This window comes from Bacillus sp. FJAT-28004 (assembly GCF_001280845.1).
GTDB lineage: Bacteria > Bacillota > Bacilli > Paenibacillales > Paenibacillaceae > Pristimantibacillus.
On the sequence record NZ_LGHP01000002.1, the window covers coordinates 1,028,403 to 1,042,839 of the forward strand.

Annotated in this window: 14 protein-coding genes; 12 read left to right on the top strand and 2 right to left on the bottom strand. The window is 44.3% G+C overall.

Annotation, left to right across the window (positions count from 1 at the left end; translation table 11 throughout):
• Positions 1 to 46 precede the first annotated feature (46 nt).
• Positions 47 to 1,378 carry a PhoH family protein gene (locus AC787_RS26545; RefSeq protein ID WP_054027949.1) on the top strand — a complete coding sequence of 444 codons (1,332 nt, stop codon included), beginning with the start codon at positions 47 to 49 and terminating at the stop codon, positions 1,376 to 1,378.
• Positions 1,379 to 1,500: 122 nt separating this feature from the next.
• Positions 1,501 to 2,793 carry an extracellular solute-binding protein gene (locus tag AC787_RS26550; protein ID WP_054027950.1) on the top strand — a complete coding sequence of 431 codons (1,293 nt, stop codon included), beginning with the start codon at positions 1,501 to 1,503 and terminating at the stop codon, positions 2,791 to 2,793.
• Between the two features lie 70 nt (positions 2,794 to 2,863).
• Here AC787_RS26550 and AC787_RS26555 read toward each other — a convergent pair whose 3' ends face one another.
• Positions 2,864 to 3,970, bottom strand: coding sequence for a coiled-coil domain-containing protein (locus AC787_RS26555; protein ID WP_054027951.1), 1,107 nt, complete (start codon positions 3,968 to 3,970; stop codon positions 2,864 to 2,866).
• Between the two features lie 73 nt (positions 3,971 to 4,043).
• Between AC787_RS26555 and AC787_RS26560 the strand changes: the two genes are divergently transcribed.
• Positions 4,044 to 5,201: a class I SAM-dependent methyltransferase gene (locus tag AC787_RS26560; protein WP_161807575.1), complete on the top strand. Its 1,158-nt coding sequence runs from the start codon at positions 4,044 to 4,046 to the stop codon at positions 5,199 to 5,201.
• Between the two features lie 185 nt (positions 5,202 to 5,386).
• Here the strand turns inward: AC787_RS26560 and AC787_RS26565 are convergent, their stop codons facing one another.
• Positions 5,387 to 5,623 carry a DUF2626 domain-containing protein gene (locus tag AC787_RS26565; RefSeq protein ID WP_053375484.1) on the bottom strand — a complete coding sequence of 79 codons (237 nt, stop codon included), beginning with the start codon at positions 5,621 to 5,623 and terminating at the stop codon, positions 5,387 to 5,389.
• 276 nt (positions 5,624 to 5,899) lie between these two features.
• On the opposite strand from AC787_RS26565, the gene AC787_RS26570 reads away from it, so the two are divergent.
• From AC787_RS26570 to ftsL, 9 genes are all read left to right on the top strand, one after another.
• Positions 5,900 to 6,550 (top strand): RsfA family transcriptional regulator, encoded by a 651-nt coding sequence (locus tag AC787_RS26570; RefSeq protein ID WP_054027953.1) that lies wholly within the window; start codon positions 5,900 to 5,902, stop codon positions 6,548 to 6,550.
• 179 nt (positions 6,551 to 6,729) lie between these two features.
• Positions 6,730 to 7,731, top strand: coding sequence for a ketopantoate reductase family protein (locus AC787_RS26575; protein ID WP_054027954.1), 1,002 nt, complete (start codon positions 6,730 to 6,732; stop codon positions 7,729 to 7,731).
• A gap of 12 nt (positions 7,732 to 7,743) precedes the next feature.
• Positions 7,744 to 8,133 carry a DUF3397 domain-containing protein gene (locus AC787_RS26580; protein ID WP_054028210.1) on the top strand — a complete coding sequence of 130 codons (390 nt, stop codon included), beginning with the start codon at positions 7,744 to 7,746 and terminating at the stop codon, positions 8,131 to 8,133.
• Between the two features lie 148 nt (positions 8,134 to 8,281).
• Complete coding sequence (bshC, locus tag AC787_RS26585) at positions 8,282 to 9,922, top strand: bacillithiol biosynthesis cysteine-adding enzyme BshC (RefSeq protein ID WP_054027955.1); 1,641 nt, start codon at positions 8,282 to 8,284, stop codon at positions 9,920 to 9,922.
• Positions 9,923 to 9,942: 20 nt separating this feature from the next.
• Positions 9,943 to 11,205 (top strand): adenosylhomocysteinase, encoded by a 1,263-nt coding sequence (locus AC787_RS26590; protein ID WP_054027956.1) that lies wholly within the window; start codon positions 9,943 to 9,945, stop codon positions 11,203 to 11,205.
• A gap of 190 nt (positions 11,206 to 11,395) precedes the next feature.
• Entirely contained in the window at positions 11,396 to 12,400 is a 1,005-nt protein-coding gene (locus tag AC787_RS26595; RefSeq protein WP_054027957.1) for a DUF4349 domain-containing protein, read from the top strand.
• A 145-nt stretch (positions 12,401 to 12,545) separates the two neighbouring features.
• Positions 12,546 to 12,983 (top strand): division/cell wall cluster transcriptional repressor MraZ, encoded by a 438-nt coding sequence (mraZ, locus tag AC787_RS26600; RefSeq protein ID WP_054027958.1) that lies wholly within the window; start codon positions 12,546 to 12,548, stop codon positions 12,981 to 12,983.
• Positions 12,984 to 13,013: 30 nt separating this feature from the next.
• Positions 13,014 to 13,964 carry a 16S rRNA (cytosine(1402)-N(4))-methyltransferase RsmH gene (gene rsmH, locus AC787_RS26605; protein WP_054027959.1) on the top strand — a complete coding sequence of 317 codons (951 nt, stop codon included), beginning with the start codon at positions 13,014 to 13,016 and terminating at the stop codon, positions 13,962 to 13,964.
• Between the two features lie 23 nt (positions 13,965 to 13,987).
• Positions 13,988 to 14,380, top strand: a complete 393-nt coding sequence (ftsL, locus tag AC787_RS26610; protein ID WP_235561141.1) for a cell division protein FtsL — start codon at positions 13,988 to 13,990, stop codon at positions 14,378 to 14,380.
• Positions 14,381 to 14,437 lie beyond the last annotated feature (57 nt).

Genomic DNA, 14,437 nt, shown 5'->3' on the forward strand with positions numbered 1-14,437 from the left:
TGCTATGTATGGCCTCTAATGAATATCCAACACCGGGAGGGTTCTCATGAAAAAAATATTCGTGCTCGATACAAATGTGCTGCTTCATGATCCGCAAGCGATTTTTGCTTTCGACGATAATGAGGTCATAATTCCCGCGGTTGTGTTGGAAGAAATTGATTCAAAGAAGAGGTTGGCTGATGAATTAGGACGAAATGCACGTTCAATCTCACGTCTGCTCGATAAGATGAGAGAAAAAGGGCACTTGCATGAAGGAATTGTGCTGCCAAGCGGCGGATTGCTTAAGGTGGAATTAAATCACCGCAGCTTCATGCGAGTACAAGAAATGTTTGGGGAAATGTCCAATGATAATCGGATTTTGGCGGTTGCGCTGAATTACCATATAGAGCAGGAAAATGAGCCGGAGAAACAAAGCATTGTGTTAGTAAGCAAAGATGTACTTGTTCGCATCAAAGCCGACGTTCTTGGCTTACAAGCTCAAGATTATTTATCAGATAGAGTTGTTGTGTCGTCGGATTTCTATGCGGGGTATATGACGCTATTTGTTCATCCAGCAGTCATTGATGAGTTTTACACCTATCGTTTTCTTACGGTAAACAACATGCATTTGAACATTCGATTGAATCCGAATGAATTTGTTATTTTACGGGATGAAATGGGCACCTCGAAATCTGCACTGCTGAAGGTTAGTCAGGACGGAGCAAGGCTTGAGCCTTTATTTTTAAGCAATGATCCAGTTTGGGGAATTACTGCTCGCAATGCTCAGCAGCGTATGGCGCTTGAGCTGCTCCTAAATGACGATGTACCGCTCGTGACGCTAACCGGTAAGGCTGGTACGGGCAAGACGCTTCTTGCGCTGGCGGCTGGTCTTCTGAAGACGGAGGATGAGCATAAGTACAAGAAGCTCTTAATTGCAAGGCCAGTTGTTCCTATGGGAAAAGATATTGGGTATTTGCCAGGGGAGAAGGAAGAGAAGCTGCGACCATGGATGCAGCCGATTTACGATAATCTGGAGTATTTGTTTGATACGAAGAAATCGGGTGACATCGATAAAATTTTGATGGGAATGGGCAGTATTCAAGTCGAGGCTCTAACTTATATTCGCGGCCGCTCCATTCCGGGACAATTCATTATTATTGATGAGGCGCAGAACCTTACGAAGCATGAGGTGAAAACGATCGTATCGCGGGTTGGAGAAGGAAGCAAAATTGTACTGATGGGTGACCCTGAGCAAATCGATCATCCTTACCTTGATTCCATCAGCAACGGCTTGACACATATTGTGGAACGCTTCAAAGGAGAAGGAATCAGCGGCCATATGACGCTTGAGAAGGGTGAACGCTCCAAACTAGCCCAATTAGCAGCTGATTTACTATAAGATTTGCGAGCCCCTCACCAAAGAGGGGCTTTTTTTATTTATAATATAAGGTTCATTTGGACAAAAAAACAAATTATTGTTATCCTATTTTTAGTAGATTCAAGGATGAAAGGAAGAAGGCTGTGACTCCCAGAAAATACGTGCTGGTTTTATTCGGCGCATTACTGTTAGCAGCATTATTACTTATCCCATTCTCACGAAATGCAAATCCTACAAGCATCGGAAAGCCTGACGGTAAATCAAATGTTCAGCCGGCGCCTGGTGCTCTTGTTGTTGATCAGCTGTCAGACATTTCTGTAAGCGTTTCCTTGCCACATATGCAATATCAACAGCTGCAGGAATTAAATCGGAATTTTATGATGAAATATCCTCATATTCAAGTCGAGCTGTCTAATGAGCCGAATAAGGAAAGAGCTTATGATCTGTGGGCGCTTGAGAGCCAGCAGAGAGAAGCCGCAGATATTATGCTGTTAGATAATGGATGGGTTAGATCATTTGCCGTACGGGGGTTTCTAAAGCCTGCAGACAGCATTATGACAGGCGATACGCTCACGGATCAAATGACGGGATTGTTAGATTCGCTCAAATGGAACGGTTATTTGTGGGGCGTGCCGAAGGATTTGAATCCCTATATAATCGTTTGGAACTCTGCACTGCTTAAGGAGGCAGGTTTTAAGGAACCGCCTTCTGACTTTGATTCCTTACAGACCGCTGCGTTAAAGACACTTGAGCTTCATCCGCAGGCGAGCATCTTAAACTTAAGTGCAGGCGATTTGCATCAGCAACTAATATGGTTAGCAGCATTCCAAACGAAACCATCCAACTTGTTAAAAATGCTGCCTTTAAACGAGCAGCAAGCTCAGCAGTTGGAATGGTTGCAGCAAATGGAGGCGAATTTGAGCAGGATCGATGTTGATGCAATGAGTCAATTAACAGAAGCGTTTCAAAGTAATGGTCTGCTTGCGGCTGTTATTCCGTGGAATCAATACGAGAGCATAAATGAGGATTTGCGGATGAAACTAAGCATCGATCATGAGCAAGTTTATTATCCTTGGTTGAACGGACGCAGCTACACCATCTCCTCGAACAGTGATAACGAAGAGGAGGCGATGCTGTGGATTGGGGAAATGACTGATTTGATGAATCAACAGATGACTTATGATCGCCTTGGCTATTTACCTGCGAGGTCTTCGTTATATTCATTCAACAGCTCGCTTCAAAGCGAGCAAATTCATATTCCGCCTGCCTGGTGGAAGAAGGTGCTGAATACTAAACTCTCAGACGAAAATATTCCGATTTCTGATCCGCTCTGGCCTGAAAAATGGTTGCAAAGGGAGCAATTGTGGAAAAAGCATTCCGAAGGTGCTTTTCAAATGGCAGCATACATCGATTCGCTTGTTGTACTTGAGAAATAAGCAAATAGCCTGCCTCATTTTGTAATGGAGGCAGGCTATTATTCGATTAAAAATGGAATGAAGGTAGAAGCTATAACTTAAGGCTAAGCTTGATGGTAAGCTCCTCGTCTTTCATATCAACAGCATTCGCTTTGAGAAAGGATACGATTAAATCGGGATAAAAACCGAGATCAAATTCTTTCTCGAGAGCACTGCGGGTGGTGTCCGGGAGGGCAAATCCGTTAAAAATGAGTTCGTCTACATGAAATAGGATGGCGTTTTTGGGATCATTCTCAATCGTATAGTGACCGCTAATTTTTATTTCCATGTTGTCGCGTTTTCCTTGAGCAATCACTTTGCCGTCAATGAATTCAAATGAAAAATATTTAAAAATATCGTTTTGCTCACGCAAGAATGAATTTAAATCATCCTCCGGCACTCGAATCGTGTACTGAAAACCTTTTATTTCTAGCAGCTGCTTATTTTCTTGCACCCAGCTTGGCAGCTTCTGCATCGCCTTTGAGAGTGCACGGAAATATTGCTTGACCTCATCAATTCCTGCTGTTTCCCAGTATGATGTAAGCTCCTTCATCAAAATCCGAATCCGATCGGAATCTGACCTTCCTGCAAGCTGTTCGTCGAGCTGCTTCTCAAGTGCAACTACGCGCTCTCTCTGTGTTCGGAGCTGCTCTTCCATGGCATTAAGCTCATTTCGCCTCACTCCAAGCTTCTCGTAACCCTCTTTCACTTTCTTATATTGCTCGACATATGTATTCAAGGTATGCTTGTCTTGAGTAAGGATGATTTCGGCGTAATCAAGCATTTGAAACAATTCCGATAATGAATTAAACGATAAAAGAGCACTAAGCAAAAAGTCTCGTTCTCCCATATAGTAAGCACGCAGCACATTTCCTGCTTCTTCCTGCTTGTCCGCTATTTGCTGTTCCTGTACGAGCAGTTGCTTCTCTGTATCCGTCATCGTTTGCATGAGCTGCTGCTTTTGTTCTTGTATGCGGATGATTTCTTTATCAATTTCAACGACAGACAAGCTTTTCTCAAGCAGCGAATGCATATCCTCCTCATCAACCGGAAGAGGCTCAGCCCACACGGGAAGCCGAAACAGGAACAAAGCGATGAGTAGCATCGAAGTGGCTGCTATAGAAAATCGATTGCGCCTGGCTGGCAATGTCAACGGCATCGTCCCTCCTCAGCATTCATTTTATGCGGCAATCCATTCTATTATATCTTACATTTGGAAAAGGATGAACCTTATGATGATGGAAAACCGACTTGCAGCCTTAATAGCGGAAAATATAGCAAGTGCAAATACATATGGCAGCAGTGTGGATGAGAATGATAATTCGAAAAAGGTTAAATGTATTACGTTTTTACAATATATGCAGGCATGTTTATACGATGAGCAGTATGGTTATTACCGTTCAGGGCCGGTTAGAGTCGGCAAGGAGGGCGATTTTTATACAAGCTCAGGAATCGGGCAAGTGCTAGCAGAAGTTCTCGCGAAATATGCGCTCGCCTATGAGACTAGGGAGGATGTAACGCTTAAACTGATTGAATGGGGAGCAGGAACGGGCAGATTGTCAGCTCAAATTGCTGCTGCAGGCTGTGAGCGTGACGTCGAATGGAATAGGAAAATGCAATCCATCCTGATCGAGGATCATCCAGCTCATAGTCAAGCAGCACAGAATTCTTTTGCCCATATTAGCTGCCTATCCGGTACAACACCTTTGGTTGTCTCCTCAGATGATGCCTGGGACTCAAGCTTGCTCAGAGAGCTTGCGCTTGTGCTCGCAAACGAGCTGCTCGATGCCTTTCCTGTGCACCGGGTGCAGCTTGTGAATGGGGAATTGGTGGAGCTAGGTGTTGCTGGCAATGACGTGCATGGTTTCTATGAAGTACAGATGCCGCTTACGGATACGCGAATAATTGATTGGCTTATCAGGGACGGCATTCAATTGCTGGAGGGGCAACAAATAGAAGTGCATGCAGGAGCATTTGATTTTCTCAAACGGTTGGGAGCTGTTATGACTAGAGGACGTATTGTCATTATTGATTATGGTCATGAAGCTGAGGAATATGCCGCTGAGCACCGGATGCTTGGTACTCTTATGTGTTATTCGCATCATCAAACTAACACAAATCCGTATAATCGAATAGGGGAGCAGGATATAACTTCACATGTACCTTTTACTTTTATACGTCATGCAGCTGAAGAAAGCGGATTTCAGGTTGCGAGCTATATGACGCAAAAACAATTTTTAATTGAAAACGGTGTAATGGATATGCTTCAAAATCACAACAGCACCGACCCTTTTAGTAAAGAGGCGCGGATGAATCGAGCGATTAGGCAGCTGCTGCTCAGCGATCAAATGAGTGAGGCGTTTAAGGTGATGGTTTTGGATAAAGTATAAATTTTGTACAAAAAAAGTGTCAGCCCCATAAGGGCTGACACTTTTTTGTTTAAGGAAAAGAACTCATATGTAATCTTGTCTGTTCTTACCCTAAATCGCATAACGAACCTTTGTCAATAGGACAAAGGCTGCTCTTTCGTGGCTTTGATTAAAGCTTGCCTTGGCGTATTTCGCTGACGCCTTTGTTAGAAAGGCAAGTCCATCTTGAAGACCGACCAATACGTGAAACCCACGAATGAAATGATCATATATCCCCAGAACATTACGATGTAAGTTCTCTCGGAGAAATTCAAGTAGCCTAGAAATACGAAAGCAACGGCTTGTGCAAAAAACAATAGCGCAAATTCCGTCATATGGCCTGCGAAAGCCATAAGTCCGATTACCAGGGTCCAAAAGCCAAGTACCCGATACATACGTGCCATAATAACATCCCCCTTTCGCTGCGACCCGATTTTCTAATGATCATTATAACGTTTGGTGTAATAAGTGTAAACCAAAATACGTGAAGAAATCGCAAATTTTTTGTTTGCATGTCATTAAATCATGTTGAGTTGGATATAGTTTGCTCAAATATAAGAGCTAACATGTATGAGCAATTGAAAATTTGGTTATACAAATTAGTATCCAATAGATTCTATGAACTCTACCAAGGGCATAGAGATAAAGTAAGCGCCTTTACGTTAGGAGGTTTTTGTTGCATGACAGCAATTAGACAAGATGCGTGGAGTCCGGACGATGATTTAATTCTCGCCGAGGTTACACTACGCCATATTCGCGAAGGTAGTACTCAGCTCGCAGCATTTGAAGAGGTGGGCGAACGCATTGGGCGTACATCCGCAGCATGCGGGTTCCGCTGGAATAGTTGCGTTCGCAAAAGGTATGAGGATGCAATACAAATCGCAAAGCAGCAGCGCCAGAAGCGTAATTATTTAAAAAAACAAACGATTATTGCAACGCCGCATGTTTCATCGATTGCCGTTTTTGAAACGGAAGAACGTGGTTTTAAGCAAGAGAGTGGTGCAATCGAGGAAAGTTTATCGGTAGATGCTGTTATTCGTTTTCTCCGTGGATGGAAGACGACCTATCAGGATTTAACACGCCAACTCAAATGGTATGAGAAAGAACTGAAAGACAAAGAAGATGAGCTATACCGTTTGCGTGATCAGAATGAGAGATTGTCCAAAGAGGTTAACAATGTTCAAACGGATTATCGCGCAGTGAACGACGATTACAAAACACTTATTCAAATTATGGATCGTGCAAGAAGGCTTACTGTTTTAACAAATGATGACGAGGCTAAGCCAAGATTCAAGATGGATGCTAACGGCAATTTGGAACGGATTGAATAAGCTATAATGCTTAAATAAGAGGAGCAGGCCTGCAATGCGGGCTGGCTTCTTTTTATTTTGTGCATTTTTATAGAAAGAATTCGTCGGCTAAACTTGTATCTGTTGCAATATTTTCGGAAAATTTGATACGATGATTGCTAATATAGCGATGAGCAGCGGTTGTTCGGAAGGGGTATAAGATGCAAATAGATGTAGTAGGAGGGGGCTCGCTTGGACTGCTCTATGGGGCGAAGCTAGCAGAAGCAGGGGCGCATGTTACGATATGGACGCGCAGCGAGGAACAGGCGGCATTACTTGAGAGTCAAGGAGTGAGGCTTAGGGAGCTCGCAGGAACGAGTGAGAAATTGATTCGTGTAAAAGGATCGTGGAGCGGATCTGTTTCTGAACATCGTGAACTGCAAGACACAAAAAAAAATCATACTGACTTTCGATGGGTGCTGCTTACGGTTAAACAATCGGATTTGGATGAAGCTTTTCTAAATATACTTGCATTACTTTTGTCCAGTTACGAGGGAGAGAGTGCGGCAGTCGTTTGCATGCAAAATGGAATTGGACATTTAGAGCGAATTAAAAACAGGTTTCCTAACTATCCGCTTTTTGCAGCGGTAACGACTGAGGGGGCGAAGCGACTTGATTCTCGTTCCGTTGAGCATACGGGAAAAGGGCAGCTTTGGCTTGGAGAATGGGACGGAAATGAGCGAAATCGAGATGAATCTCTCGATATCTCGCAAAAAATGTTGATTTCATTGCTGGAAACGGCAGGATTTACCTCTTTTCTGTCGAAAGATTTGGAGAATCGAATTTTTAATAAGCTGCTTATTAACGCAGTAATTAATCCATTGACGGCATTATTGGATGTGGAGAACGGTCAATTGCCTCTCCATACTTCCGGCGTGAAGCTAATGCAAGCGCTGTATGAGGAAACCGAGTTCGTATTAGTACATGCTGGAATGACCTTGCCGGGGAACGGCTGGGAACTCATTATAAATGTTTGCAGGCAAACCAGCCGTAATATTTCTTCCATGCTTAGTGATGTAAGGGCGGGCAGAACGACAGAAATCGAAGCGATTAATGGTGGGGTCGTGTGGCTAGCCGAGAAGAACGGGCTGCAAGCGCCGTTAAACCAAGCCGTAGTAAAGATGGTTCAAGCGCTGCATCTAAAGCCGACTATGAGGGAGTGAGTGCGAGTGGTAATGATTTGGGAAAGCATCAAGCTTGCATACGCTTATTTGGCTGTGATTCCAATCATACCCTTCACCATCATCTTATTTGGATATGGGGCGTATATTCAGGATCGAAAGAAAGCATTCCGATTGGCTATGGACATTACAACAGCTTTTTTAATTGGCTGTGTTGCAGTATTGTTTGATGAATTGTTTAACAGCAGATTTGGGATTTACGGTATATTACTGTTTATGCTTCTAGGCGGAGGACTGCTTGGAAATGCTCAATTTCGCAAACGCGGCGCAGTTGATGCCAAAAAGGTGTTTCGGACAATATGGCGACTTAGTTTTTTTATGATGAGTGTGCTGTATATCTTATTTATGTGCATCGGTATCGGTAAAATGGTTCTGACAGCATAACTGAAATGACAAATTGCTAAACGCCTCTCATAAGTAGAGGTGTTTTTATTTTGACGGACGGCTTCACCTTTGTGTACAATTAAAATGTTCAGTTTTATAATATGAAGTCGCATTGACGACTATTAAGCGGGAGGTTACGGGCTGCGCTATGAGAACAGATACTTATGCATTGCCTATTGCACAGCCTTTGACAGAGGCTTATATACATCAAAACGATCACCGTCTTGAAGCTTTATATGGCTATCATGCGGGAGCGGATCAAGATTGGGTTAGACGTTTCAATCGTTTGGAGCAAAGCGGAGACGTTAGAGCTGAGGCTGCTCAGGTAGCACGCGTGCTTCGTGCATACAATGAAGGGATTAATGCTGCTCCGGAAGTGTTTACTTCGATTTCTGCGATGGCAGAGGGGGCTCCGGTTGTGGTTGGGGGCCAACAAGCTGGTTTGTGGACGGGTCCGTTGCTTGTCATACATAAGGCGGTATCCATCATTGGTGCTGCCAAATCCGCGAGTGAGCAGCTGGGGCGGACGGTTATTCCGGTATTTTGGGTTGCCGGTGAGGATCATGACTGGGACGAAGCGAACCATGCTTACGTCCTAACGGCCGAGCAGGAGCTTCGCAAGCTGTCCATTGTGCGTCCTGAAGGTGCGCGCACAGCTGTGAGCCGCACGACGATTGCAGCAGAAATATGGGAAGAGCTGCTTGCAGAGCTCGAACAAGCGCTGCCGCATTCTGAGTTTAAGCCAGTCATGCTAGAGGAACTGCGCCAAATGTCAAAGCAGTCCAAATCATTATCTGATTTTTTTGCTATGATTTTGAGTCATTTATTTGGGAAACACGGCTTAGTTCTAATTGATGCCGATCATGAGGACATCCGCCGTATAGAAGCACCTATGTTCAGGAAGTTGATTGAGAAGAACGATGAATTGGAAGGAGCTTATGCTGCTTCTGCAGCACAGGTGAAAGAGCTTGGTTATAGCCTTCAAGCGGATGTAACAGCTGGCAGCTCAAATCTTTTTCTCTTCAATCCAGATAATGGCGAAGAAAGAACGCTTCTTCACAAGAAGGATGGAAAATTTCAAGATCGGAAAGAGCAAGTGTCGCTAACTGAGGCACAGCTCCTTCAAATTGCTGACGAGCATCCGCAGCAGCTTAGCAATAACGTTCTGACGAGACCGCTTATGCAGGATTATTTATTCCCTGTCTTAGCTACTGTACTTGGTCCTGGGGAGATAGCGTACTGGGCTTTAACGGGAGAAGCATTCCGAACGCTAAATATGGAAATGCCAATTATCGTGCCGCGTATGTCCTATACTTTAATTGAAGGAACAGTAGCCAAGCATATGGATAAGTATGAACTTTCCTTTGAGGATGTTATGGAACACTTCGAAGATCGCAAAGGGAAATGGTTGAAGGCGCAAGATGGACTGTCCATAGAACAGCAATTTGCAGAAGCAAGAGATACGTTCGAGCAGCTTTACAAACCGCTCCTTGAGCTGGCAACGTCCGTTCAACCATCGCTCTCTAAGCTTGGGGATACGAATTTGCAAAAAATAGTAGAGCAAATCAACTATATGGGCTCAAAAACGGTTGATGCCTTCAATAAACAATTTGAAGCGTCAACACGACAGCTTGATCGTATCCATCTGTCGATTATGCCGCAGAACAAGCCGCAAGAGCGCGTACTTAACATGGCTGCCTATTGGAATCGTTACAGCTTGATTTGGCTCGACAAGCTGCTAGAAGCGCCGTATAGTCGAACTGGCGGACATGAGATTGTTTATTTATGAAATATGAGGAGGCAATTGGAATGAGTACAGCAAATAAAAGCATTGTCGCAGATTTATCATTGGCACCCGAAGGCCGTTTGAAGATTGATTGGGTAGCTGCGCATATGCCGGTATTGAATACGATTCGCGAGCAATTCGAGAAGGAACAGCCTTTTAAAGGGCTTAAGGTTACAATCGCTCTTCATTTGGAAGCAAAAACAGCTTATTTGGCAAAGGTTGTCAAAGCAGGCGGTGCTGATGTTACAATCACAGGCAGCAATCCCCTTTCTACACAAGATGATGTTTGTGCTGCTCTCGTTGAGGATGGCATTACGGTATTTGCAAAATATAATCCAAGTCCTGAGGAATTTAAAGCACTTAACGTTAAAGCGCTGGAGTGGAAGCCTGATCTTATTATTGATGATGGCGGCGATCTTGCTACGATTCTGAATTCGGAGCATCCGGAGTTTGGTGAAAACCTGCGTGGCGGAGCGGAAGAAACAACGACTGGCATTATTCGATTGAAAGCGATGGAGAAGGACGGCTCATTGAAGTTCCCGATGGTCGCTGTGAACGACGCTTATTGCAAACATCTTTTTGATAACCGCTACGGTACGGGGCAGTCTGTGTGGGACGGAATAAATCGTACCACGAATCTTATGGTTGCTGGTAAAACGGTTGTTGTTGTTGGTTATGGCTGGTGCGGAAAAGGCGTTGCCATGCGTGCGAAGGGTCTTGGCGCAAATGTTGTTGTAACTGAGATTGATGCCATTAAAGCGGTTGAAGCTTATATGGATGGTTTTGCCGTTATGCCGATGATCGAAGCGGCAAAGGTTGGCGAGTTTTTCGTGACGGTTACAGGGAATCGCGATGTTATTCGCGGGGAGCACTACAAAGTAATGAAGGATGGGGCGATTATTTCCAACGCTGGCCACTTTGACGTAGAAGCGAACAAACCAGAGCTTGCAGCATTATCTTCAAGTGTACGGACCGTTCGTCGCAACATCGAAGAGTATAAGCTGGAGGATGGACGCAGTATTTATTTGCTGGCAGAAGGCCGCTTAGTTAATCTGGCTGCTGGCGACGGTCACCCAGCGGAAATTATGGATATGACATTTGCGCTGCAAGCTGTTGCGCTGAAATACGTAAATGAGCAATACAAAGCGATTGGCAGCAAGGTTGTCAATGTCCCTTATGAGCTTGATGAGCAGGTGGCTAGATTGAAGCTGAAGTCTCTCGGCTTTGGCATTGATAAGCTGACTGCGGAGCAATCGGCATACTTGGACAGCTGGAAAGAAGCATAATAGAGCATTGGAGAAGCCGCGAGCAATCGCGGCTTTTTTTGTTGCATCACCCTTTATAAGCATCCAATTAAAAAATACATTATATATTTTAGAAACGAACGCCGTCCCTTTGCACTTTGAGCAAGAACATAGTTGTAACCTTTTATTCCCAGCCTGCGTCTAAAGGTAAATAAAAGTAGGGGGGATTTTCTTGTATAGATATAAAAAAGGAATACTTTCATTCATTTCAATCATTGTTTTAATTGGTATGCTGGTTGGCTGTGCTTCCTCTAATATGGATTCTAGCAGCTCTAAAAGCTCGGAATTAGCACAGACGCAGTCATCGGCTGCGGGGAACTTTGACAGTGAGACGAGCTACGTTGTAAATGAAACTGCCGCAAAGGGTGAATCGGCGCCTACCGAGGGAGAAGGTCAGGGCGAGGCATTAGGTGGGGGTATAGATTCTCAGCTGGCGATCGGAACAGATGAATTCAACCAGAAAATTATTTATACCGCGACTTTAAGTATGCAAGTGGACGAACTAGCTTCCGCAGCAACCTCGCTCCGTAATGCCATTCACCAAAGCGGTGGTTATCTTTTGCAATTTCAAGATACGAAGCATGAGGGAGAAATCGGTTCAAGTTACACAATCAAAGTGCCCGCTGCAGGGTTTATGTCGTTCATTGATCGGATTGAGCAAATTAAACATAATGAATTTGAACGCAATATCGGCGGCAAGGACGTATCAGAGGAATATGTTGATCTCGAATCAAGGCTGAAGGCGAAGCAGCTAGTAGAGGCTAGACTGCTTACAATGATGGAAAAAGCGACTAAGGCTGATGATCTGTTAAAGTTTTCTCAGCAGCTATCAGGGGTGCAGGAGGAGATTGAACGAATCAAAGGACGAGTTCGATATTTGGATAACAATGTAGCTTTCTCGACTGTGGAGCTGCGGATGTACCAAACGAATCAAACGCTAAAAAATAAAAGCTTGGAACAACCTCATCTAGGAGGCAGAATGTCAGATGCATTGGTTAACAGCACGAAAGTGGTTTGGGATGCCATTAATTTATTGCTCGTTGTTTTAGCAGGCGCTTTGCCTGTATTAGCTATACTAGCTGTCATTTTGATCCCTTCAATCTGGCTTTATCGAAGAAGGAAAGAGAAGGCACCGAAGCAAACCGTTCCTGATGATGAGCAGCCGCCAGTGCTGTAAACATTAATAATCATTAATACTGTGAATTATTTTAGAAAATCCTGCTCATTGAGCAGGATTTTTATTTTAGGTGGCGAACTACTGTATCTAGGTGGGGAAAAGTGGGGCAAAGTGGTGAGAATAGGGGAGAGGGTGGTGCAAAGTCATGTTTATGGGTGAATATCAACATAGCATTGATGAGAAAGGCCGCATCATCATACCTTCGAAATTCCGCGATTCGCTTGGAGCCTCGTTTATTGCCACTCGTGGTTTAGATAATTGCTTATTCGTATATCCCATGAGTGAATGGAGCGTTTTAGAGCAAAAACTAAAAACGCTGCCGCTTATGAAATCAGATGCTCGTGCGTTTACTCGGTTTTTCTTTTCTGGAGCAACCGAATGTGAGCTGGATAAACAGGGAAGGGTAAACTTACCTAGCCATCTTCGCGAATATGCGAAACTGGATAAAGACTGCATGGTGCTCGGCGTTTCCAGTCGTGTTGAGATATGGAGCAAGCAGACATGGGACGGTTACTATGAGCAATCGGAGCAAACCTTTAACGAGATCGCCGAGAAGCTCGTCGATTTCGATTTTAACTTCTAGAATGGACAACAAGAATGGGAGGGCTTTGGCGTGTTTCAGCATGTAACAGTACTTTTGGAAGAAGCGGTTGACGGTTTGGCTATTAAGCAGGACGGCATCTACGTCGATTGTACGCTTGGGGGGGCAGGTCACAGCGAATTAATTGCTTCAAGGCTAGGCGAAGGAGGGCGGTTAATCGCATTCGATCAGGATGACTTGGCGCTGGATAATGCAAGGGTCAGGCTCGCTCCTTATTTAGATAAAGTAACGCTTGTAAAAAGTAATTTCCGTGATTTGGAGCAGGAGCTTAGAAACTGCAACGTACCCATGTTAGATGGCGTTCCGCAAGTCGATGGCATATTATTCGATCTTGGCGTATCTAGTCCGCAATTAGACGAAGCAGAGCGCGGCTTTAGCTACAATCATGATGCTCCGCTCGATATGCGTATGGATCGAGAAAGTGATCTGACTGCACATGAAATCGTAAATACATGGGATGAACGTGATATTTCACGCATATTGGATCGTTACGGCGAAGAAAAATTCGCTCGTTCCATCGCCAGAAATATTGTGAAGGCACGAGAGAAGGCACCAATCGAGAAGACGGGTGAGCTAGCCGAGTTAATAAAGGTTTCGATACCAGCAGCAACTAGACGTACAGGTGGTCATCCTGCCAAACGATCCTTTCAAGCGCTTCGTATCGCAGTAAATGATGAGCTGGGAGCAGAGGAAGAGGCTTTGGAGCAAACCATTCGTTGTTTAAAACCTGGCGGCCGAGCTTCCGTGATTACGTTTCACTCGCTTGAAGATCGCATCTGCAAGCAAATATTTGCGAAGTTTGTGGAGAAATGTACTTGTCCGCCTGATTTTCCGTTATGTGTATGCGGAAATACCGGCAAAGTGAAATTAGTTAATCGCAAGCCGGTAGTACCTTCAGAGAGAGAGCTAGAGCTCAATCCGCGTGCAAGGTCGGCAAAGCTTAGAGTTGCAGAAAAATTGTAAGAGGGGGATTTGAATTGGCGTATGTGAATGGCAATTTAGCGCTGCAGCCTAAGCGAAAGCAGGGTCAGCAACCGGTTATCAAGGAAACGAAACGACTTGTTAAAACTCGTAAATCATTACCGGTTCAGGAAAAGTTATTGTATATGTTCACCGTATTAATGTGCGTTGTAGTTGCTGGTGTCATTATTTTACGCTATGCGCAAATCTATGACATGAGCCTCGAAATTAAGAAGTTGAATAGCGACTACCAATCGATGAATGTAGAGATGGAAGACTTGAAGAAACAAGTAGAGATGTTAAGTGATTCTGAACGTATACGCAAGCTTGCAGAGACCCAAGGGATGGTCAGCTCAATTGAGGGTGGAATTACCGTAAATACAGGTGACGACGCGATAAAATCGGCAATGAGTGAATAGGGTGAGCAGATGATGAAAAAAAGAATTAGATTGCGGACAATGTTGTTTGGAGGGGTA